This window comes from Tepidanaerobacter sp. EBM-49 (genome assembly GCF_001896645.1).
Taxonomy (GTDB): domain Bacteria; phylum Bacillota; class Thermosediminibacteria; order Thermosediminibacterales; family Tepidanaerobacteraceae; genus Tepidanaerobacter; species Tepidanaerobacter syntrophicus.
The window spans coordinates 157,680-178,739 of sequence record NZ_MPPE01000041.1; the positions used below are offsets into that span (position 1 = coordinate 157,680).

At 37.0% G+C, this 21,060-nt stretch carries 25 protein-coding genes; all 25 read right to left on the reverse strand.

Annotated features, from left to right (window positions below):
* A complete protein-coding gene (gene flhF, locus BUE08_RS07525; protein ID WP_281743467.1) occupies positions 1-1,140 on the reverse strand; it encodes a flagellar biosynthesis GTPase FlhF in 1,140 nt (379 codons plus the stop codon).
* Complete coding sequence (gene flhA, locus BUE08_RS07530) at positions 1,137-3,170, reverse strand: flagellar biosynthesis protein FlhA (protein WP_286680665.1); 2,034 nt, start codon at positions 3,168-3,170, stop codon at positions 1,137-1,139. Before flhA ends, flhF begins: the two co-directional genes overlap by 4 nt.
* A complete protein-coding gene (gene flhB, locus BUE08_RS07535; RefSeq protein ID WP_281795306.1) occupies positions 3,171-4,247 on the reverse strand; it encodes a flagellar biosynthesis protein FlhB in 1,077 nt (358 codons plus the stop codon). It lies immediately after the preceding gene.
* Complete coding sequence (gene fliR, locus BUE08_RS07540) at positions 4,244-5,020, reverse strand: flagellar biosynthetic protein FliR (protein WP_281795303.1); 777 nt, start codon at positions 5,018-5,020, stop codon at positions 4,244-4,246. Before fliR ends, flhB begins: the two co-directional genes overlap by 4 nt.
* 27 nt (positions 5,021-5,047) lie before the next feature.
* The gene (gene fliQ, locus BUE08_RS07545; protein WP_059034136.1) at positions 5,048-5,317 is read right to left on the reverse strand and encodes a flagellar biosynthesis protein FliQ; all 270 of its coding nucleotides are present in this window, start codon (positions 5,315-5,317) and stop codon (positions 5,048-5,050) included.
* A gap of 26 nt (positions 5,318-5,343) precedes the next feature.
* The gene (gene fliP, locus BUE08_RS07550; protein ID WP_059034367.1) at positions 5,344-5,964 is read right to left on the reverse strand and encodes a flagellar type III secretion system pore protein FliP; all 621 of its coding nucleotides are present in this window, start codon (positions 5,962-5,964) and stop codon (positions 5,344-5,346) included.
* 151 nt (positions 5,965-6,115) lie between these two features.
* Positions 6,116-6,670, reverse strand: a complete 555-nt coding sequence (locus BUE08_RS07555; RefSeq protein ID WP_273039494.1) for a flagellar biosynthetic protein FliO — start codon at positions 6,668-6,670, stop codon at positions 6,116-6,118.
* An 18-nt stretch (positions 6,671-6,688) separates the two neighbouring features.
* Entirely contained in the window at positions 6,689-7,048 is a 360-nt protein-coding gene (locus BUE08_RS07560) for a response regulator (protein WP_213951226.1), read from the reverse strand.
* A gap of 16 nt (positions 7,049-7,064) precedes the next feature.
* Positions 7,065-8,228, reverse strand: a complete 1,164-nt coding sequence (gene fliY, locus BUE08_RS07565; protein WP_213951227.1) for a flagellar motor switch phosphatase FliY — start codon at positions 8,226-8,228, stop codon at positions 7,065-7,067.
* Positions 8,221-9,213 carry a flagellar motor switch protein FliM gene (gene fliM / locus BUE08_RS07570; RefSeq protein WP_286680666.1) on the reverse strand — a complete coding sequence of 331 codons (993 nt, stop codon included), beginning with the start codon at positions 9,211-9,213 and terminating at the stop codon, positions 8,221-8,223. Before fliM ends, fliY begins: the two co-directional genes overlap by 8 nt.
* Positions 9,214-9,231: 18 nt before the next feature.
* Positions 9,232-9,711: a flagellar basal body-associated FliL family protein gene (locus tag BUE08_RS07575; protein WP_286680667.1), complete on the reverse strand. Its 480-nt coding sequence runs from the start codon at positions 9,709-9,711 to the stop codon at positions 9,232-9,234.
* 17 nt (positions 9,712-9,728) lie between these two features.
* The gene (locus tag BUE08_RS07580) at positions 9,729-10,409 is read right to left on the reverse strand and encodes an OmpA/MotB family protein (protein ID WP_238142724.1); all 681 of its coding nucleotides are present in this window, start codon (positions 10,407-10,409) and stop codon (positions 9,729-9,731) included.
* Positions 10,410-10,446: 37 nt separating this feature from the next.
* Entirely contained in the window at positions 10,447-11,262 is an 816-nt protein-coding gene (locus BUE08_RS07585) for a motility protein A (RefSeq protein ID WP_059034148.1), read from the reverse strand.
* Between the two features lie 29 nt (positions 11,263-11,291).
* Positions 11,292-11,477 carry a flagellar FlbD family protein gene (locus tag BUE08_RS07590; protein ID WP_059034149.1) on the reverse strand — a complete coding sequence of 62 codons (186 nt, stop codon included), beginning with the start codon at positions 11,475-11,477 and terminating at the stop codon, positions 11,292-11,294.
* 60 nt (positions 11,478-11,537) lie between these two features.
* Entirely contained in the window at positions 11,538-12,785 is a 1,248-nt protein-coding gene (locus BUE08_RS07595) for a flagellar hook protein FlgE (protein ID WP_213951233.1), read from the reverse strand.
* A gap of 75 nt (positions 12,786-12,860) precedes the next feature.
* Positions 12,861-13,250: a TIGR02530 family flagellar biosynthesis protein gene (locus tag BUE08_RS07600; RefSeq protein WP_213951234.1), complete on the reverse strand. Its 390-nt coding sequence runs from the start codon at positions 13,248-13,250 to the stop codon at positions 12,861-12,863.
* A 15-nt stretch (positions 13,251-13,265) separates the two neighbouring features.
* Positions 13,266-13,658 (reverse strand): flagellar hook capping FlgD N-terminal domain-containing protein, encoded by a 393-nt coding sequence (locus tag BUE08_RS07605; protein WP_213951235.1) that lies wholly within the window; start codon positions 13,656-13,658, stop codon positions 13,266-13,268.
* Between the two features lie 12 nt (positions 13,659-13,670).
* Positions 13,671-14,999 carry a flagellar hook-length control protein FliK gene (locus tag BUE08_RS07610; protein WP_286680668.1) on the reverse strand — a complete coding sequence of 443 codons (1,329 nt, stop codon included), beginning with the start codon at positions 14,997-14,999 and terminating at the stop codon, positions 13,671-13,673.
* A 34-nt stretch (positions 15,000-15,033) separates the two neighbouring features.
* Positions 15,034-15,612 (reverse strand): MotE family protein, encoded by a 579-nt coding sequence (locus BUE08_RS07615; protein ID WP_213951237.1) that lies wholly within the window; start codon positions 15,610-15,612, stop codon positions 15,034-15,036.
* Complete coding sequence (gene fliJ, locus BUE08_RS07620; RefSeq protein ID WP_213951238.1) at positions 15,599-16,069, reverse strand: flagellar export protein FliJ; 471 nt, start codon at positions 16,067-16,069, stop codon at positions 15,599-15,601. The genes BUE08_RS07615 and fliJ overlap by 14 nt, the downstream gene beginning before the upstream one ends.
* A 4-nt stretch (positions 16,070-16,073) precedes the next feature.
* On the reverse strand, positions 16,074-17,396 hold the full coding sequence (fliI, locus tag BUE08_RS07625; RefSeq protein WP_083497753.1) for a flagellar protein export ATPase FliI: 1,323 nt from the start codon (positions 17,394-17,396) through the stop codon (positions 16,074-16,076).
* On the reverse strand, positions 17,389-18,147 hold the full coding sequence (locus BUE08_RS07630; protein WP_286680669.1) for a FliH/SctL family protein: 759 nt from the start codon (positions 18,145-18,147) through the stop codon (positions 17,389-17,391). The genes fliI and BUE08_RS07630 overlap by 8 nt, the downstream gene beginning before the upstream one ends.
* Positions 18,140-19,150 (reverse strand): flagellar motor switch protein FliG, encoded by a 1,011-nt coding sequence (gene fliG, locus BUE08_RS07635; protein ID WP_213951240.1) that lies wholly within the window; start codon positions 19,148-19,150, stop codon positions 18,140-18,142. The genes BUE08_RS07630 and fliG overlap by 8 nt, the downstream gene beginning before the upstream one ends.
* A gap of 10 nt (positions 19,151-19,160) precedes the next feature.
* On the reverse strand, positions 19,161-20,735 hold the full coding sequence (gene fliF / locus BUE08_RS07640) for a flagellar basal-body MS-ring/collar protein FliF (RefSeq protein ID WP_213996568.1): 1,575 nt from the start codon (positions 20,733-20,735) through the stop codon (positions 19,161-19,163).
* A 31-nt stretch (positions 20,736-20,766) separates the two neighbouring features.
* A complete protein-coding gene (gene fliE / locus BUE08_RS07645) occupies positions 20,767-21,060 on the reverse strand; it encodes a flagellar hook-basal body complex protein FliE (protein WP_059034171.1) in 294 nt (97 codons plus the stop codon).

Here is a 21,060-nt window from a genome sequence, read left to right on the forward strand (position 1 = left end):
TTAAATTTCCCCCAAAATCATGTCTGCAATTCTGTCAGCCGAAGCTGCCTCGATATCATCAGGGACATTTTGACCCATCGTCAAATAAGAAAGTTTGCAATTTTTTGCTGCTTTCATCGTGTTCAAAAGTACACCATACGATTTCGTCTCATCTAGTTTTGTCACTATTATTTTTGTATACTGAAGTTCTTTATAATTATTCAAGATATCTATTAAATCACAGGTTTTAGTTGAGGCACTTATTACCAAATGAATTTCAGTAGGGCATATGTTATCTAAAAGACCTTTGATTTTCTTAATTTGCATTCGGTTATTAGGATTAAATCCCATAGTGTCAACTAGCAGTAGATCATAATTTGATATATCTTTATGGATAAGTTTCATGTCTTCTAAATTGTAGACGACAAAAACTGGAATTTCCATTAAATCGCCGTAAAGCCTTAATTGTTCTATAGCTCCAACCCTAAAAGTATCGGTAGTCAGCATAGCTACCCTCTTATTTTTGTATAACGAGAAATGTGCTGCAATCTTTGCAATTGTAGTTGTTTTGCCTACACCTGTAGGGCCCACAAATGCTATTATATTGTTTTCTCTTGAAAGCTCTATTGGCTCAGTTGCGTCAACTAAAGAGGCTATTTCCTTTTTAAAAATATTACGAAGGTCGATTTCACTGCTGCCTTCTTTTATCTCAGCGCTAATACCGCTTATTACCGCATTTATGATATCTGTCTCTATTTCCATATCAGACATTCTGTTGTAAATGTCTTTGAGTGGAGAAGATATGTTGCTCTGATCTGCTTTTATGTCATTTGTAGGCTGTTTTTGGACAGAAATCAATTTATTTATCATATCCTTTAGTTCTTTTACTTCACTTTTAATTTGAACAAGTTCAGTTGTAGCCGCTGCCTCTGGTTTTATTATATCAGGCAATACTTGAATTGTGGGCTTTTTAGGAGCGCTTTGCACACTACTTATATCATTGGCAGCAACTACTTCTACCATATTTTTTGCGAAAAAGCCTAAAAGCCCGCCCTTTTTAATGTGCTTTGTTTGGAGAATAACGGCATCTTTACCAAGTTCAGTTTTTACTTTATAAAAAGCCTCTTGAATATTGTCAGCTACATAGGTTTTAATTTTCATTTTAAGCTTACCACTCCTACTGACCTGACTTCAACATCAGGCTCCAATTCATTGTATGATAAAACCGGCACCAAAGAAATGTAATCTTCCACTATTTTTTTAAAATATACTCTAACCATTGGGCTCGTTAAGACTATTGGAGATATGCCTTTGGCGTGCAATTCATTTACGGTTTGCACAAAGGAATTTCTAATCTTTTGAACTACTACCGGATCTAAAGCTGCGCGGGATCCGGTTTCATCTGATGTTATAGAATTTAAAATCATTTCTTCAATTTGCCTATCAAGTGTAATAACCTGGGCTATTTTATTTGGAACAAATCTTTCAGTTATAACGCGTTTTAGTCTTTGTCGTACATATTCGGTTAGTATATCAGTGTCCTTGGTAAGCATCGCATAATCCCCTAACGTTTCAAGAATCGTTACCAGATCGCGTATTGGTATATTTTCTTTTAATAAATTCGACAATACTTTTTGTACTTCTCCTATTGTAAGCAGTTTCGGCACTATTTCATCCACTAAAGCCGGGTATTGTTCTTTTAAATTGTCCAGTAGATTTTTGACCTCTTGACGTCCTAATAGTTCATGGGCATATCTTTTTATAATTTCCGTAAGGTGCGTTGCCAGCACTGACGATGCATCAACCACTGTATATCCTTTCATTTCGGCAATTTCCTTTTTATCTGCCGATATCCACATAGCAGGTAATCCAAAAGCAGGCTCGCGAGTTTCTATCCCTTCTATTTCTATTGATTCTCCTGTGGGATTCATTATCAAGTAACTATCGATTCTAATCTCATATCGGCCCGCTTCAACGCCTTTTATCTTTATTATATATTCGTTTGGTCTAAGCTGCATGTTATCTCTTAAGCGTATCATAGGAACTACTATCCCCAAATCAAGAGCGCACTGTCTTCTTATCATAACTACTCTGTCGAGCAAATCTCCTCCCTGGCTTGCATCAGCTAAGGGAATTATATTATAGCCAAATTCGACTTCTATAGGATCTACCTGAAGAAGCGAATATATATTTTCGGGTTTTTTCATCTCTTCCAATTCTTTTTCTTTTTGTAATTCTTCTACTTTTTGGCTTTCTCTCTCAGACGATTTTTTAAGAGTCGTTCCCGCATATCCCAGCATTCCGGCAAGAGCCATAAACGGAATAAACGGCAAACCCGGTATAATTGCAAATAAAGCTAAGACTCCGGAGGATAGCAAAAGTAATCTTGGGTATGCCGTAAACTGCTTTATAATATCTTTGCCCAGATGGCCTGAAGTTGCTGATTTTGTAACAACTATACCTGTTGCTGTAGAAATAAGAAGAGCAGGAATTTGACTAATAAGGCCATCACCTACTGTTAATAGGGTATATCTGTTTAATGCCTCTGCAAATTCTAATCCCTGAAATACCATGCCGGTAATAAATCCGCCTATGATATTAATTATGGTTATGATAATGCCGGCTATGGCATCGCCTTTAACAAATTTGCTGGCACCGTCCATGGCCCCATAAAAATCTGCTTCCCGTTGAATCTCCTCTCGCCGGGCTCGCGCCTGCACTTCATCAATAATACCTGCATTTAAATCAGCGTCTATACTCATTTGTTTACCCGGCATAGCATCTAACGTAAATCTGGCGGCAACCTCTGCAACTCTTTCGGCGCCTCGGGTAATTACCATAAATTGAATAACTTCTATTATAATAAAGATTATGAATCCAACTAAGGGGTTTCCTTTGACGACAAAATTTCCAAATGCCTCAATAACCTTTCCGGCATAACCATTTATTAAGATAAGTCTTGTTGAAGATATATTAAGGGAAAGCCTAAGCAGCGTTGTTATAAGCAAAAGAGAAGGAAATATTGAAAAATCAAGGGGTTTTTCGGTGTTCATAGATATTAACAGAATCAATAATGCCAGTGTTATATTAAAGGTCAATAAAAGATCAAGCAAAGCAGCCGGAACCGGTATTATCATCATAATAACTATAAGCACGGCTATTACAGCCATTACAATGTCGCCAATCTGCATTTAACTAAACCCCCTTTCCTTCAAACTGTATATAAATGCCAAAACTTCTGCAACTGCATTGTATAGCGACTCAGGTATCATGTCACCAACTTCAACAGTTTTATATAAAGTTCGGGCAAGCATTTTATTTTCTACAATAGGAATATCCTCTTTTATTGCTATCTGCTTAATTTTTTCAGCAACCTTGTCAGCACCTTTAGCTAAAACAACAGGTGCGGGATTTGTAGAGGCATCATAACCTAATGCTACAGCATAGTGTGTAGGATTTGTAATAACAACATCAGCCTTACCTACATTTTGCATCATTCTGCTTCGAGCCATTTGACGCTGTACCTGCCGAATTCGTGATTTTATCTGAGGATTCCCTTCCACTTCTTTATATTCTTCCTTTAACTCCTGCTTTGACATCATTAAACTTGTTTCATATTCACGCCACTGGTAGAAATAATCAACCGCGGCTATTATTAAAAGAATAGCTGATGCCTTGATTCCAATTTCAAAAGCAATTCCTGCCGTCAAACTCAAAGTGTCTGTAAGCTGCATATCTAGCATAAGGGAAAAATAAGTCCTATATTTGTTTATTACCGTATAGACTATATACGCTACACCAAGAATTTTTACAATTGACTTTACAAGCTCGAGTAAACCTCGTTTTGAAAATATTCGTTTAAAACCTTCTAAAGGATTTATTCTTTCAAGTTTTGGAGATAAGGGTTCGAAACTTATCACAAAACCTACTTGCATGTAATTTGCTATAATCCCAACTGCGCATAAGCCTAGAGCAATAGGTGCAAGGCCTTTTGCTATAAAGATAATCACCTCATAGAAAAAAGCTTTTATGGATTGGATGTTAAAGATATCTAAATTAATAACGTCAGTCAAAATATATTCAAAAAAATCCATAGAATTTGCGATTAAGTTTTTCCCTGTGATTTTAATAAGTAAAAAACCGGTAAAAAGTAATAAAGCAGAATTCAATTCTCTACTAGAAAAAACCTGGCCTTTTTCCCGAGCCTTTTGACGCTTTCTCGGTGTGGCTTTCTCTGTTCTTTCTTCTGAAAATAATTGCAAATTCATGGCCTTACCTGCATTTCCATTACAACCATCAAGATTTTTCTATAAACTTCATCATACATAGAGCCTAAAACCACAATAAACATCGGGAAAATTATAATCATTCCTATCATTCCTATTGCTATCTTTAAAGGAAGACCTAATATAAATACGTTCATCTGTGGAACAGTCCGCGCAATTATTCCAAGGGAAAGATCTGTCAGAAAAACAATTGCGGCAATCGGCAGTGCTATCTTCACACCAAGTGCAAACATATCACCAAACCCTGCAATCATAATATTGAGTAATCCCTTGCTGTATGTAGCTGTCCCTAAAGGTATCAATTCATAGCTCCTAATAACTGCTGTAATCAGCATATGGTGTCCGTCAAAAGTTAAAAACATTAAAAGGGCTAAAATATAGTAATAATTCCCCATAAGCGGAATTTGTGTGTTGCTTTGAGGATCTAAAACATTTACCATTCCAAAACCCATCTCAAAATCTATAATTCCCCCAGCAAGATACAGTGCAGAAAATACTAAAAAGACAGCATATCCCATCGAGATTCCTGTTGCAAATTCTTTTAAAACACATGAAGCGATATCCCAAAAATTCATGGCCAGATTAGGGGCAGAAATAAAAGGGTATACTATAAAAGAAATCAGTGCCGCAAGTCCTATTTTGGCTTGAGCCGGAATTTCTCGCCTACCAAAAACGGGAGTAAGCATAAAAAAGCTAGAACATCTAAATAAAATTAAAAGATATTTGATTATAGCAATTTCGTTTTCTGTACTCATATTATCTGCCTAATGACTATAGAATTATTAATAAATAAAATTTGGGATGCTCGAAAAAAGATTGTATGTAAATTGCGTTATAATATTTAGCATCCATGGACCGAATATAACCATAGAGACCATTACCGCTATGATTTTCGGGACAAACGTTAATGTTTGTTCTTGAATTTGAGTTGTGGCTTGAAAAATACTGATAATAACACCTACTACCATACTTAACACCAGCGCAGGTGCTGAGACCAGTAAAGCTACTGATAGGGCTTCTTTTGCAATATATATCACCGTTTCTTGAGTCATTTTGCCCTCACGTCCTTTTAAGTTTTTTAATGAAAACCTGTAAGTAACGAATTAATCACCAGATTCCAACCGTCCACCATTACAAAAAGCAGTATTTTAAACGGTAAAGATATCATTATTGGAGGCAGCATCAGCATACCCATTGACATAAGTGTGCTTGATACTATCATATCTATAACTAAAAACGGTATGAATATTATAAAACCCATCTGGAAAGCGGTTTTTAGCTCGCTTATTACAAAAGCCGGAATCAAGACATATGTAGGTATATCGTCAAGTGTTTTTAGAGGCTGTTCCAATTTAGCATAATGGACAAATAAAGCCAAATCTTTTTCTCTAGTTTGCCGGAACATAAAATTTCGTAAGGGAACCTGAGCTTTCTCTAAGGCCTCTTGCGTATTTATTTCTTGTCTAAGATACGGCTGCAATGCATTGTTATTTATATCAGTCCAGACAGGAGCCATTATAAAAACAGTAATAAATAATGCAAGACCTATCAAAACTTGAGTTGGTGGAACTTGCTGAACTCCTAAGCCATTCCTTACAAATGAAAGCACTATAATTGTGCGGGTAAATGATGTCAATAATATTAATATAGAAGGTGCAAGGGACAATATTGTCAAAATCAAAATTATTTGCAGTGTCATTGCAGTTTCGTTTGCGGTTTCAGCAGGCTTAATAAAAGGAAATGCCGGTATAGGAATAGGAATTTCTTCCGGAGCCGGAGCAGCATATACAACTTTTTGGCCGACTATAAAGAATAACAGCATTGCAGATGTTATCAAAAATATGTAACGTTTAAGATTTTTCACTTTTGTTCACCGTACTTGTCTTTGTTGAGCCGCTTTTTAGCTTTTTTAAATAAGAATTCAAATGATCAGAAAAAATTTTATCATGAGCATCCTTATTTGACTCGGCAGCTTTTATAAGCTCCTCTTCATTTTCTCCAAGTCTTTCAATTAAAGTTATATTTTCTTTAGTCACACCTAGTATAAACATTCCCTCTGGAGTTTTTACAATGTACAGCCCCTTGTCGCTTCCGAAAAATAAACTATCAACTACTTCCATATACTTGCTTTTTATATTTACCTTAACTTGATGCTTTCCCACCCACTTAACAGTAAAATAAGCCATGAAAGATACAATTATAAAGAATAAGAAATAAACTAAAAGCGTGGTAATACCCTTAAAACTACTATAACCTTGATTGGTCCCATTTCCATTTATATTAGGAGTATCAAAGTCATAATTTTTAAGATTATCAATGTTTATTGAGTCACCATAGCTGTAAGTAGCCGGCAACGCCATAAACAAGATAAAAAATACTATAATGCAAACTGTATATCTTTTCATATAAGAACCTTCTTCAGTTTAACTTAAGGCCTTCTTTACTGCTTCAATGACTCTTTCCGGTTGAAAAGGTTTTACCACAAAATCTCTGGCTCCGGCCTGAATAGCATCTATTACCATGGCTTGCTGGCCCATTGCTGAGCACATTATGATTTTTGCCGAAGGGTCAATTGCCTTTATTTTTTTAACAGCTTCAATTCCATCCATTTCCGGCATTGTGATATCCATTATTACAAGATCTGGCTTTAATTCATTGTACGCCTGAACTGCTACCGCTCCATTTTCTGCTTCTCCTGAAACTTGATAACCGTTTTTAGTCAATATATCTTTAATCATCATTCTCATAAAAGCGGCATCGTCTACTATTAATATTCCTCCCATGAAACTCATCCTCCTGTTACTGTAAACTTTTAACCCTGTCAACAGAATTAATTATTTCCGTTATTCGAACTCCGAAGTTTTCGTCTATTACTACAACTTCACCTTTGGCTATTAGTTTGCCATTAACTAAAATGTCGGCAGGCTCTCCTGCCATTTTGTCCAGTTCTATTATTGTTCCTGAAGAAATTTCCAGAATCTCTTTTACCGTTTTTTCTGTCCTGCCTAATTCGACAGTGACCTCTAACGGGACGTCCAATATTAAATCCAGGCTTGATGGTGGGCTAAACACTGCTTCCTCTTGAAGCGGATGAAATTCTACAGGTTTAACTGTGACATTTTGATTTTGCGTGTTAGCCGAGTGCTCCTCTGTTTTTGATTTTTGCGGTACCTCCTGCTTTATTGGCTTATTTGGCTGAGGTTCTTTTTTAGGCGGTTCATTATTATAGGTGCTATTTGCCGTAAGATCTGTATCAGTATCTTCGCCGCTTGCAGGGCTTTCCTCAGGCACAGTTTCTCCCATCGAAAGCGAATAAAGCTCTGCGGCAAGCCTTTTTGCAAAGGTTATGGGCATAAGCTGCATTATTTCGCTTTTTAGAAAATCGCCAACTTCCATTGTAAAGGATATATCTACTATATCTTCATTTTCATCAAAATACCCTTTCAAAGAATCTGCCGCTAAATCTACCCTAGTTAAAGTAGGCGGCGAAATACTTATGTCCTTTTTAAGCATTATCGACAAAGAAGTGGCAGCAGATCCCATCATCTGATTCATGGCTTCTCCAACGGCACTCATTCTTATATCATCAAGTTCCAAATCGTCGACGTTTCGTCCATCTCCGCCCATCATAAGATCAGCTATAATTTTGGCATCTTCTTCTTTCATTATCATCAAGGTACTTCCGTTTATGCCCTTAGTATATGAAACTTCAACACTTATAAATGGGATGGGATATGCCTCTTTTAGTTTTTTAATAGTTGTTATCGATACTTTCGGAGTTGTGATGACAACTTTATTCTTAAGCAAAGAATAAAGTGTGGTGGCAGATGTTCCTATTGATATATTTCCTATTTCTCCTAGCGCATCTATTTCTTCTTTTGTAATCTGGATATTTTTATCTGCACCATTCGGATCATTGATAAGCTCTTTAATCTCTTCCGGCGACAGGAAGTGATCATTCATAAGATCCCTCCTTTTCGTAATAAATTTTTTGAACTTTTACAGCCATTTTGTTGCGATGTATACCTACGGAGCCTGAAAATTTTAATTTATCCTTTATGCGAACATCTACCCCATCCTTTATATCTCTGTTTAGTCTTATTACATCCCCAACGGAAAGGCCAAGAAACTCCCCTATTGTTATACTTGCTCGACCAAGCTCAACTCTCAATTGTATTTTAGTATCATGGACCTTATCAATAATTACTTCTTTTGCACTACTCGATTGCTCTTGACCGGTTGTGGCCAACCAAATTCTTGTTGACAGCTTAGGCATTATAGGCTCTAAGACTATATGAGGTATACAAATGTTTATCATGCCTTCGGTTTTTCCGATTTTTGCATTGAAAGTTATTAGGGCTACTGCCTCGTTAGGGGAAACAAGTTGAACAAATTGAGAATTTGTTTCAAGTTTTTCCATTTTGGTTTGAATATTTTCTATGTCCTTCCATGCCTCATTTAGTATACTTGTCATTTTTGTAAAAATCTTTTCTATAATAGTTGTTTCAATTTCTGTAGGCTCCCGCAACTTGCCGCTATAATCCCCCGGTCCTCCTAGTAATCTATCAATTATTGAAAATGCAATAGATGGATTTATTTCCATTATTGCCGCACCCTTTAGCGGAGAAAAATCTACAACAGATATCAAAGAAGGATTCGGGAGAGAAGATATAAATTCGTTATATGTCATTTGCTCAACAAAAAATACATTTATTTGAACAAAAGTCCGCAATTGAGCAGATAAATAAGTAGTTAAAAGGCGAGCAAAATTTTCATGTATCATGCTGAGGGTATTCAGTTGTTCCTTAGAAAATTTATTCGGACGCTTAAAATCATATAGTTTTACTTTTTTTTCAGATTCTTTTTTTATTTCCTCAGCTTTGACTTCCCCTGTCGACAGAGCGGCTAGAAGAGCATCTATCTCATTTTGTGAAAGTATATCTGACAAAACTTACCGCCTCCGTCTTTAGTTTACTATGATACTGGTAAAATAAACCTCTGCGATACTTCCTTCGCCAAGAATCTGGTTCAATGAGCTTTTTATTTCTTTTCTCAGGTCTTCCATGCCATTACTGTCTTTCACTGAATCATAAGTTTTCGACCTTAGTATACTGAATATCCTATCTCTTATTTCACTGTCTTTTTGTGTAACTTGTTCTTGCACTTCTTTGCTTTCTAATAAATAGACTAATGAAAGTTTTATATATCCCTTATCAGATAAATTAGTAAGAAATTCTCCTGCATCATGAGTAACATAACTTTTTGCAGATTTTTCCGAAGAACCATTTGCGTTATCTGAACTTCGACCTACTGTATTTGTTGCAACAAAGTATGCTATACCGGTTGTAAGGGCCAATAATACTATAGCTATAAATATAATAATTAACAAGTTGCTGAACTTACCCTTTTTAGGGTTAGTATTTGCATTTTCATTTTGGGCTGCCAAGTTTGTATTGTCCTCCTTTATCTAGGCTCTTGTGCTTCTGATGTTGATTTTAAAATTATAATATCAACGCGCCTGTTTAAGGCCCTGTTTCTTTCGGAATCATTAGGTGCTATCGGTCTGTATTCACTATATCCGGCTGCTGATATGATATAAGGCGACATATTGTGCCGCTCTATAAGGTATTTTACCACATTCACCGCTCTAGCAGTTGATAATTCCCAGTTTGACGGAAATTCTTTTGTATGTATGGGAAGATTATCTGTATGACCTTCTATTCTTATTTGCCTATGGCTTTCAATAAGAATAGGTGCAAGCTTATCTAGTATCTTTTTTGCATCGTCTTTTATTTCTGCTTTTCCTGAATCAAACAGCACTCCTTCCACAAATCTTACTACCAACCCTCTTTCGTCTAAGCTTAAATGCACGCCGCCGATGTCGCCTTCATCTATTACTTTTTGTATCTTCGACTCCAGCTGCTCGAATTCTCGCTGTTCCTCAGCAGAAATCAAGAATTCGCCGCTATTGCCGGCCTCCGTAAACTCTCCACCCATAATAGCAGAACCGCCATCTAATATGCCTAAAGAGCCTTGAAGAGATGTCATTGCAGAGCTGAATTTTCCGCTGTCTAAATTCGAAAGAGAAAAAAGTAAAACAAAAAATAAAAGAATTTGAGTTACAAGATCTCCGTAAGTTGTCATCCAGGCAGGAGAACCCCCGCCTTGCTTTTCGTTATTATTATTTCGCCGTCTGCTGCCAGGCAACGTCTTCACCGCTTTCAGTATTTTTATTAGAACCCATACGTTTTCGATTGTCTGGAGCTAAGAACGCTTTGAGTTTTTCTTCAATGATCCTTGGATTTTCGCCGGCCTGTATGGAAAGTATCCCTTCTATCATCACTTCTTTAACCAATATTTCTTCGCGACTTCTTACTTTGAGTTTTCCGGCCATAGGAATGAAAAACATATTAGCAATCAGCGCACCGTAAAATGTAGTAATAAGGGCTACCGCCATCCCCGGACCTATTAATTCAGGTTTATCAAGATTTTTTAACATATTTATAAGTCCTATTATAGTTCCTATAAGTCCAAAAGCCGGAGCCAAGGTACCCATCGTTTCAAGTATGCCTTGGCCTTCGCTGTGGCGTTCCTCTAAAAAAGCAAGCTCAGTCTCCATTATATTTTTTACAAGTTCAGGATCTGTACCGTCTACAATAAGGAGTATCCCTTTTTTCATAAAATCATCTTTAAGCTGATATGCGGCATCTTCTAGGGCTAGTAATCCCTCTCTTCTAGCAGTTTCGGCAAGTCCTATTATTGTGTGTATTACATCCCCTGCCTCAATGGGTTTTTCAGTAAAGACGATTTTAATTATTTTCATTAAGCTAGTAAGTTTTGACAGCGGATAATTAATAAGAGTTGCTGCAATAACGCCGCCAAAAACTATCATAGCTGAGGGAATATCAATAAATGCAGACAGGGTACCGCCTGTGAAAATCGCCCAGGTCATTAGCGCAATGCCGCTGATGATACCTATAATTGTAGCTAAATCCATTTTTGCCAGTCCCTTCGAAATTGCAAGTTTTACTTTAGAAAAATTCGTCTTTTATATTCTATTACTTTATCAATAATTTCATCCTTGTTTTCCAATACTACAAGCTTTTTATCGGTTGTTAGCGTTATAACGGTGTCGGGAGTTGATTCTATAATTTCAATTAGTTCGGCGTTTAAAAAAAATTTTGTGCCATTTAATCTGGTAAGTTCTATCATGTTTTGACACCTCTATCCCGGGCTTAGCAAAATGCTAAGCCCGGTTAATAAAAGATTATCCTATCTTTTAAGGTTCACAAGTTCTTGAAGCATCTCATCCGATGTAGTAATAATACGAGAATTAGCCTGAAAACCCCTCTGAGTTATTATCATCTGGGTAAATTCTTCCGAAAGATCCACATTAGACATTTCAAGATAACCGGGAGAAATAGCGCCGCGACCGCCGGTGCCGCTTTCTCCTATTTGAGGCTCACCGGAATTGTTAGATATGCTGTACATATTCTGACCTGCCTTTATAAGACCCCCCGGATTATCAAAGTTTGCGATGGCAACTTGAGCAAGCTGTTTGCTGTAGCCGTTGTCAAAGATTCCGGTAATTACTCCGCTGGCATCAGTAGTAATATCTGTCAATGTTCCCGCCGGATAGCCATTTTGGTAAGAAAGATCGGCGGTAGTCTCCTTTGCATATTGAGTCATGCCTGAAAAATCAATATCAATTGATATATCGGCAGCTACATTATTAAGCGTTATAGTCAGCGGATTTTGTGCATTTGCCGGAGGAATATATTTGCCATTGACATCAAAACTTAAAGTACCTGTGTTGTTTTGCAAGCCGGTTAATGCGCTGTCTGCAGATGTTATCTCATAAGACCATTCATTTGCAGTAGCAGTTTTAGCAAATTTAATATTTAATGTATGTCCTGAGCCTAAGGAGTCGTATACCTTAAATGGCAATGTATAAGATTCATTAGCCGCTGTTTCTGCATTGAGATTTTTTGCAAACTTCACTTCGCTTGTAGCGGATGCCGGTATCATCATGCCTTTTCTAATCTCAATGCTCGTTATTGACCCGGGTGATTTATCTTGAGGAACTTCATGTTTTTCCGCATCTTGCCATCCCATTACTTTAAGGCCGCTTGCAGTATTTATAAGATTTCCGTTTGCATCAAATCCGAAATTCCCAGCTCTTGTAAAATATGTTTGAGCTCCATCGCCAAGTATGAAATATCCTTCACCTTCGATTGACATATCTGTCATATTCCCTGTATATTCTGCACTGCTTGGAGAATGTATCGTGTCAATAGAAGCTATTTGCATACCCAATCCGACCTGCATGGGATTTGTACCTCCTCGGTTTCCCTGAGGAGACGACGCTCCTTGCATAGTCTGACTTAATGTATCTTGAAAAATTACTCTGCTCTTTTTAAATCCAACTGTATTAACATTTGCGATGTTGTTCCCTATAACATCCATTTTTACTTGATGATTTCTAAGGCCTGTTACCCCAGAAAACATTGACCGCATCATGCTAAATCCCTCCTAATAATTTTAGCGCCAGCTCCTTCAGTCAGTCGGGAGCTTAAAGCCTCCTTGCGGTCCGGCTTATAAAATTACGGCGCCATCAATATTTGTAAATACGTTTTCTTTTATGCTCTCCCCGTTCATAGCAGTAATCACAGTGCGATTTTTTACGCTAACAACAAAGGCCATGTCTTGCATTAAAACTAGAGACTCTTTCACGCCTTTTTGGCTTGCTCTGTCAACGGCATTGCTGAGCATCTTCTTTTGTTCTTCTGTTAAATTTATATTACGCATATTCATACGCATCTGGGCGTGTTGAGATATCTTTAATTCATTCTCTTCTACTTTTTGCTTGAGTATATCGCCAAACGTCCCGTTTTTTGCAACAGCATCCTGTTTTTTTGTACTTTCTGAAGCAGGAAATATCTGCACATCGTTTATACGTTGTTGTATCTTTAAATAATCGTCCATTTTCACAACCTCTCTTTATCTTATTTCGGCTACATTAGCTATAGGAACTTTTACTTCATAATCTCCTGTGTCTATAATCAAATTCACTGTGCCCTCATTAAAAGCAATTCCGGTAATCACACCTTCTATTTCGCTTTGTTCAACAATAGCCGAGGCTGACTTTCCTATAGTACTAAGAGCTGAAAGATTTGCTACTTGTAAATTAAGATTCTGCATTTGCTCTAATGAGCTAAACTGAGCCAATTGAGCTATATATTCATTATTATTCATAGGTTCTAAGGGGTTTTGATATCTTAGCTGTGTTACTAATAATTTTAGAAAATCATCTTTGTCTAATTGTGACGCCTTTGATTCTTGCTGCTTGTTTACAGCGCCATTATAGTAATCTGTATTGATTGATGTAGACATACAACGCACCTCCTAAACAATGTAATTGACTTGGCTTATGTTTCCCCACTGATCATAATGATTTTCCAGTAGAGCTTGCCTTCCGTCTTCTTCTAAACTGCCAAAAATATTGCGCACCCCTTTTGCCTTATTGCGATTGTAATTATTACTTTGTCGCTGGTCGGATGTGCTCAAGTCAAGTCCATCAGACAAATTATAAACATTAATTTCCGAGACCTCGTATCCTCGCTCTTTTATTTGACTTTGAAAATCAATAGCATGCATTTTTAAAGCATCCCTGAGCTGGGCATTTTCCACAAAAAACTCTGTTCTCAGTTTATCTTTACTTGATGTCAGTTTAATTAAGATATTTCCGAGATAATCAGGCTTTAATCTAATATTTACTTGCTGCATATTTTCTTTTATAGCAAAATTTATTTTGTCGATTAATTGATTAAATATCTCATAATTTTGATCGGTTTTTGCAGCAGATGTTAATTCAGAGCCAAATTTAGCCGTGGCAACTGTCGAAGATTTTTTTAAAAATATGTCTTGCAAATTCACATTAGATAAATCTTGAAAACTGTTTTTATTAGCGGTATTCGTAATATCCAACGTTTTCGCAGAGATCGTATCGCCTTTGCTTATCAAAACATTTGCGGAATTTTTGTCCAAGGTTTGCCTATCTTTCCGATTTTCATTATTTATTATCTTATCTTCTTTAACGTAATTTACATTATCTGCCTTTTTGCTATCCTTTGTCAAGAAATCGGATATGAAAAATTCGGGCTTATTTGGTAAAGAGTTTATATCGTCTGAAACATCACTACCATTGTTTTTATTTGAATCCAGCGTAGCTATCAAGGTCTTATTTAGTAAATCGGCTGTTTCGCCTTCTGTTATTGAAAAATCAGGAAAGATATCCTTTAATATTTGATAAAACTTACTGATATTTTCAGTGTCGATTTTTCCACTGGAGTTAAACTCATGAAGTATATCTTGCCAGCATTCTGCAAGGTTTTTTTCACAAGATTTTAATGTCATTTCCAAGACAGGAAAATCTTTTTCAAAATTTACCAAGGCTCCAAAAACGTTTGCATCTAAAGGTAAATTCGAATCCTTTGTTTGCCTGTGTTGGTACAAAATTGTAAGTAGCTGACTTAAAACTGCTGTTTTTTCTTCTTTTATACCATCTTCGCTATCATCTTTAGCTTGCCGACTGCTCTCAGTCGTGTCCTGATTTACGCTTTTTAGGCAATCCTGGAAACTTTTTGTCTTCTTGTCATTTGGGCTAACTCTTGCTTTAGTTGAACTGTTTGCTGATGCAGACGCCGGCTCTGAAAGTTGAAGAACCATATTCATCTTTATCACCTCCTTTCACGCACATTGTTTTTAATTACTGTAATCCGCTCATTTTCTTAGTAACTGAAGCGGCTTTTTTAGGATCAAGATTGGACAATATTTCGGCAACGGCATCTTTTTTCATGTTCTGAAAAAGTTGTATCAAAAACTCATCTTCTACATTTTGAAGGATTTTAGCAGCGCTGCTTGCATCCATTAGTTCGTAGTACTGGGCTAAGTTTTTAACATTTGCTATTTGTGTCTCAAGTTTTTCGTTGTTGACTTGAATTTCCTGTTCTTTTGCTTCAAGCTCTGCTTCTTTTTGCTTTAATTCTGCCTCTTTATTTTGCAGCTCTAACTTTTGTTTTTCTATTGCAGCCCATTCTTCCTTTATCTTCTCTTTTTCTTGAAGTATCTGCTGTTTTTCTTCTTCTTTGTTTGCATCAGCGCTTGCATCTTGCTGTATAATCTTTTTATTTAAAATAGGCACTTTTGATAAAATCGCTTTTAAAGATGGATTGAGTTTATTTATATCATAAAAATTAAAATAAAGTATTATGCCTGCTGCAAGCGCTATTAATAGTATTATTGCTATTATAATCAAAACAATGCTTCTGCCCTTACTGGTTTCCATTGCCGTTTGTATCCCTTTCTAATCGGTCATAGTTTATGTTAGCAACCTCATCGGTGATTTTTTGTTCCTCAGCATTCAGGTTTTTATTGTATACTGCGAATTTTTTTTCTTTTACTTTTTCTAGGATTTGTTTTTCTCTTCTCGAAATTATATATGAATGCACTCTCTCTTCATAAAATCTGTGCGTGTTTTTTACAACGATTTTTTGCCTATCAATTTTAGAAGAAATATGAGCAGAATAAACACCAAAGTCTGATAAAACATTTGTCTTTATAGAATCATATAATTGTTTTTCTATTTTCTCCCATGTATCTTTCTTTGATAATTCTAATTGGGTCAAAGATTTTTCTGCCTTGTTTTTTTCATTAATAGCTTCGGCAAGCTTTTGTTTTTCAATTTTTTCCTTTAGTTCTTTAATTCGAAGAGGGGTTTCTAACCTAAAAGAGAATTTTTTCATATCACTAATTCTCCTCTTCAAAGATTTTTTCTAAAGCCTTTAAAGTTTCATCAAAATCTAGTTTTTCACTTACTTCCTGGAGTAAGAAATTCTCTATTTTATCTATATATTTTATCGCTTCGTCTATTTGAGGATTATTCCCCTTAACATATGCTCCGATATTTATCAAATCTTCTGCTTCCTTATAAACCGAAAGTATATTTTTAACCTTGCCTGCAAGTTTTTTATGGCGGGGGCTGACTATATCGCTCATAAGCCTGCTTATACTTGCCATAACATCTATTGCCGGGTAATGATTTCTGTTAGCAAGCTCCCGAGAAAGCACTATATGACCGTCTAAGATTCCGCGGACAGCATCGGATATTGGCTCATTTAAATCATCGCCGTCCACCAAAACTGTGTATATACCGGTTATAGTTCCCTTTGAAGATGTGCCGGCCCTTTCTAGAAGTTTTGGCAGTGTTGCATAAACAGAAGGAGTATAACCTCTGGTAACCGGTGGTTCTCCAGCTGCAAGCCCAACTTCTCTTTGAGCCATAGCAAATCTTGTTACAGAGTCCATCATTAATAAAACATTTGCCCCTTGGTCTCGAAAATACTCTGCAATGGCTGTAGCTGTAAATGCGGCTCTTGTTCGCACCAATGGCGGTTTTTCAGATGTAGACACTACAATAACAGACCTCTTTAAGCCTTCTTCACCTAAGTCTTTGTTTATAAAAGAGTTAAGTTCTCTTCCTCTTTCGCCGACTAAAGCTATGACATTAATATCTGCTTTTGTGTTTCGGGCGATCATGCCCAAAAGTGTGCTCTTGCCTACACCGCTTCCGGCAAAAATGCCCAGCCTTTGACCCACTCCACATGTAAGTAGTGCGTCAATGGCTTTAATCCCCATGGGTAGCGGCTTGCTGATAACAGGTCTTTCAACAGGATTAGGCGGATCGTTAAATATCGGGTAGCGAAGTTTCGTATTTAGCGGTCCTTTATCGTCAATTGGACTTCCGAGGCCATCAAGAACTCTTCCTAGAAGCTCAGTGCCCACAGGAGTTGTAAGCTTTTTTCCTGTTGCCTCTACATCCCACCCTGGTCCCAGGTCTTCCATATCACCTAGCGGCATTAAAATCATGGTCTTGTCTCGAAATCCGACGACCTCTGCTAAAACCGTTTTAGGATTTTTCGAAGATTTTATCACACAAATTTCGCTTATTTCAGCAGGAGGACCTTCTGATTCTATGGTAAGGCCTACGATTTTAGATATCTTTCCCTTTGGCTTTATAGTGACTATATCGTCTAAAACAGAATAAACGTAATCAAAACCACTTTTAGGCATCACTTATTACTCCTAATTCTTTCAAAGATAGCCTGATATTCTCAATTTGAGTGTGTATCCCTGCATCAATTTGGCCTGATGGAGATTCTATAATGCAGTCTCCGCAAGATAAAAATGGATCCTTTATAACTGTGATTTGTCTTAAATTATTATCTCCCGCCAAAGCCAGCTCGTGCACTTTGTCGTAATCGCTTTCGGAAACTCTTATTATAGCGCCTTTTTCTTCTCCTAATTTTTTAAGGCTGTTTCTTACCAAATTAACAAGATATTCATTATTCGGTTCTTCTATCTTTTGCTGCAGGATTTTTTCAGCAACCACAAGGGAAAGCTTAATGCATTCTTTCTCGAGGTGCTTTTTATAAGACTCGTTTTTGGTCAAAACATTTTGAAGGCTCTCTTTAAAGTTTTCCGTGTATTCATTCCATTTTTCCTGCTGATCTTTCATGGCCGCTTTTAGTCCTTCGCTATAGCCTTTATTAAATGCCTTATTTTCAATATCCTCTTTTTGCTTTTCGGCTTTAGAAATAATTTCAGCAGCCTGAGCTTTAGCGTCTTCTATAATTTCCCGTGCTTTAGATATTGCTTCTTCTAATAGTTGAGAAGCTTCATCTTCATAAATTTTAGGATACGTTAAATCCAGATTATTTATGGATTTTGTGCTACCTGTTCCGGCTTTTTTGGCGTTATAGTGTTCTTTTAATTTTAAGGGGTTTTCGCTTGTAAAAGTAACGCTTTTGATTACATTAGACAATGATCTCGTCACCTCCGCCGCGTGAAATTACAATTTCGCCCGCATCTTCCAATTTTCTTATTATATTTACTATTTTTTGCTGGGCTTCTTCTACATCTCGCAATCTGACAGGCCCCATAAATTCCATATCTTCGCTTACCATCTCTACCTGACGCTTTGACATATTTTCAAAAATCCTCTTTTTAACCTCATCGCTTGCTCCTTTTAGCGCCAATGTCAAATCACGAGTATCAACTTCGCGCAATGTGCGCTGAATTGACCTATTGTCCAATGTAAGTATATCTTCAAACACGAACATCCTTCGCCTTATTTCTTCTGCTAGGTCGGGATTCTCTGCTTCTAAAGCCTCTATGATATTTTTTTCGGTTCCTCTGTCTACATTGTTTAAAATATTAACTACAGCCTGAACTCCGCCTACATTTGTATAATCTTCTGTTACTACAGATGCAAACTGTCTTTCTAAGACTCGCTCTACCTCCATAATTATATCAGGAGATGTTCTGTCCATTGTAGCTACCCTTTTTGCTATATCAACCTGCTTTTCAGGTGGCAGGGAAGAAAGAAAAGATGCCGCCTGTTCAGGCTCTAAGTATGTAAGTATTAATGCTATTGTTTGTGAATTTTCATTTTGCAAAAAGTTCATTAATTGAGAAGGATCGGCTTTTCTTACGAAATCAAAAGGTCTTACTTGAAGTGATGAGGTAAGCCTATTGATAATTTCCAAAGCTTTTTGAGTGCCCAAAGCCTTTTCCAATACCTGGCGCGCATAATCTATGCCGCCCTCAGTTATGAAATTTTGGGCAAGCAGCATTTGGTAAAACTCGTCCATCACTTCATTTTTTTCTTCCTGATTTATTTTCCTCATATTAGCTATTTCTAAAGTCAGTTGCTCTATGTCTTCCTCGCTTAAAAAGCGGTAAATATTTGCGGCTATTTCCGGCCCTAGAGAAACTATTAATATAGCAGCTTTTTGCTTTCCTGTTAATTTTGTATGTTGCGCCACGCAATCACCCCTAATCTTCTTTCAGCCAACTCTTTAAAACTTTGGCTACATCTTCCGGCTTATGGCGGGCTAATTTTTCAATTTGGCTGTAGACAGTGTTTTCTTGTTCCTCTATTATTTCCGCAGTTCCTTCTCCTTGAGCTTTTGCGGAAGCTGCTTGTTGTATCTCTAGCATAGCTTTGGAAATTTCCTCTTCTTCAGATTTGGCCTTTCGTCTTGCAAAAAATGTTCTTGCCCCTATTGCTGCAGCTAAAATCAGGAGTATAATTCCGGCAATCTTTATATTTCTTGCTCGCTGGGCCGCACTTTGTTGTCGAGTCATTTCGTCAGTAAGAGATTTCATTAAATCATTATTAAATTCCATAGATTCTACAGAAATCTGATCTCTTTGCGGATCATACCCTATGGCATTACCAACCACTTGAGTAATAGCATCTCTTTCTGCATTAGTCAATTCTTTATTTATGATAACAGAGACAGTCAATTTATCCACAGCACCAGGAGCAACAGTCAGATTCTCATTGGTTTCATTTATCTCAAAGTTTTTTACAGTTTCTGATTTTTGTTGTTCAGATTGTCCTGTTTGTGCCTGAGCGTACCCGGGAACATTTGCATCCACGCCGGGAGTTCCGCCGCTTGCGTTTCCAGTGCCTGTAAAATGCTCTTTTAGCTCTTGGATGCTCCTTACTATGCCTTCGCCTGTGTCTTGGCTGACAGGACTAAACAACTTGTTTTGTACAATTTTCTTATCAAAATTCAATTTCGCGTTTACTCGAACTGCTACATTACCGGGACCGAAAACCTGTTCCAAGAGCGATTGAACATTGGCTTGAAGTTGATTTTGAAAATTATCTTGAATGGCGAGTCGATCGTTCAAAAGGCCGCTGTCATCGCCTTCGTCTTTAGATGTTACCCCGGTAGAAAGAGTTCTTCCGTATTGATCTACTACAACTACGTTTTCACTCTTCATATTTTTTACAGAATGTGTGACAAGATTTATGATACCAAGTATCTCCTCTTTTGTAGGTTGTGCACTCGGTTTTAGCTGGAGAAATACTGCTGCTGACGGCTCATAACCAGAATCAGTTTCGATAAAAAGTGATTTTTCTTGCTGGACTATGTACACTTTTGCAGATTCGACTGATTCCATCATTTCAATGGCTTTTGCAAGCTCTCCTTGCAGCGCCTGATTGTATCTTACTTGCCTTTCCCAATCTGTAGTACCTAACTGTGTATTGTTAAACAGTTCGTCGAATCCTGATGAACTGCTTTTTGGCAGTCCTTCTTGAGCAAGTGTGAGCATGGTTTTATATTTTTGCTCAGGAGTAACTAAAATACTCTTCCCGCCGTCTGCGATTTTATAGGGTATATTTAAGTCGTCAAGCTTTTTGGCTATTTCTCCCGCATCTTTTATATCAAGATTAGTATAAAGTGGAACATATTTAGGTTGATTTATTATGTACAGCATTATACTTACAAGTATAATAACGGCTGCAATAGAAACTACTATCCTTATCTTCTGTGCCCTATTTCTACTTTGCCAAAATTCAGTAACTTGCTGCCTGATTTTTTGTAAAAAATTCATACCTTACACCTGGCCTACCATTACTTACTACTTATACCTGCATCCTCATTATTTCTTGGTACGCATCTAGGGCCTTGTTCCGTATCTGTAGAACAAGTTCTAGTGAAATTTTGGCTTTTTCGCCGGCAATAGCAACATCGTGCACGTCCACATCGTCGCCTGAAATCTGCTGTGTTACTAATGATTCGTATTGTTTCTGATATGTATTTGCAGATTCTAGCATGCTGCCTAATATTTCGCCGAACGATTTATTTTCCCGTGTTTTAAATGCCCCAAAGTTGTTAATACCCAAATCTTTTACTATATTATCATTGCTGATTTCCAT

Excerpts from the sequence above, each read along its gene's own strand:
- flhF (WP_281743467.1), bottom strand. The coding sequence starts at position 1,140 with ATGAAAATTAAAACCTATGTAGCTGACAATATTCAAGAGGCTTTTTAT.
- flhA (WP_286680665.1), bottom strand. The coding sequence starts at position 3,170 with ATGCAGATTGGCGACATTGTAATGGCTGTAATAGCCGTGCTTATAGTT.
- flhB (WP_281795306.1), bottom strand. The coding sequence starts at position 4,247 with ATGAATTTGCAATTATTTTCAGAAGAAAGAACAGAGAAAGCCACACCG.
- fliR (WP_281795303.1), bottom strand. The coding sequence starts at position 5,020 with ATGAGTACAGAAAACGAAATTGCTATAATCAAATATCTTTTAATTTTA.
- fliQ (WP_059034136.1), bottom strand. The coding sequence starts at position 5,317 with ATGACTCAAGAAACGGTGATATATATTGCAAAAGAAGCCCTATCAGTA.
- fliP (WP_059034367.1), bottom strand. The coding sequence starts at position 5,964 with ATGACACTGCAAATAATTTTGATTTTGACAATATTGTCCCTTGCACCT.
- BUE08_RS07555 (WP_273039494.1), bottom strand. The coding sequence starts at position 6,670 with ATGAAAAGATATACAGTTTGCATTATAGTATTTTTTATCTTGTTTATG.
- BUE08_RS07560 (WP_213951226.1), bottom strand. The coding sequence starts at position 7,048 with ATGGGAGGAATATTAATAGTAGACGATGCCGCTTTTATGAGAATGATG.
- fliY (WP_213951227.1), bottom strand. The coding sequence starts at position 8,228 with ATGAATGATCACTTCCTGTCGCCGGAAGAGATTAAAGAGCTTATCAAT.
- BUE08_RS07580 (WP_238142724.1), bottom strand. The coding sequence starts at position 10,409 with ATGACAACTTACGGAGATCTTGTAACTCAAATTCTTTTATTTTTTGTT.
- BUE08_RS07585 (WP_059034148.1), bottom strand. The coding sequence starts at position 11,262 with ATGGATTTAGCTACAATTATAGGTATCATCAGCGGCATTGCGCTAATG.
- BUE08_RS07590 (WP_059034149.1), bottom strand. The coding sequence starts at position 11,477 with ATGATAGAACTTACCAGATTAAATGGCACAAAATTTTTTTTAAACGCC.
- BUE08_RS07595 (WP_213951233.1), bottom strand. The coding sequence starts at position 12,785 with ATGATGCGGTCAATGTTTTCTGGGGTAACAGGCCTTAGAAATCATCAA.
- BUE08_RS07600 (WP_213951234.1), bottom strand. The coding sequence starts at position 13,250 with ATGGACGATTATTTAAAGATACAACAACGTATAAACGATGTGCAGATA.
- BUE08_RS07605 (WP_213951235.1), bottom strand. The coding sequence starts at position 13,658 with ATGTCTACATCAATCAATACAGATTACTATAATGGCGCTGTAAACAAG.
- BUE08_RS07610 (WP_286680668.1), bottom strand. The coding sequence starts at position 14,999 with ATGAATATGGTTCTTCAACTTTCAGAGCCGGCGTCTGCATCAGCAAAC.
- BUE08_RS07615 (WP_213951237.1), bottom strand. The coding sequence starts at position 15,612 with ATGGAAACCAGTAAGGGCAGAAGCATTGTTTTGATTATAATAGCAATA.
- fliJ (WP_213951238.1), bottom strand. The coding sequence starts at position 16,069 with ATGAAAAAATTCTCTTTTAGGTTAGAAACCCCTCTTCGAATTAAAGAA.
- fliI (WP_083497753.1), bottom strand. The coding sequence starts at position 17,396 with ATGCCTAAAAGTGGTTTTGATTACGTTTATTCTGTTTTAGACGATATA.
- fliF (WP_213996568.1), bottom strand. The coding sequence starts at position 20,735 with ATGAATTTTTTACAAAAAATCAGGCAGCAAGTTACTGAATTTTGGCAA.
- fliE (WP_059034171.1), bottom strand. The coding sequence starts at position 21,060 with ATGGAAATCAGCAATGATAATATAGTAAAAGATTTGGGTATTAACAAC.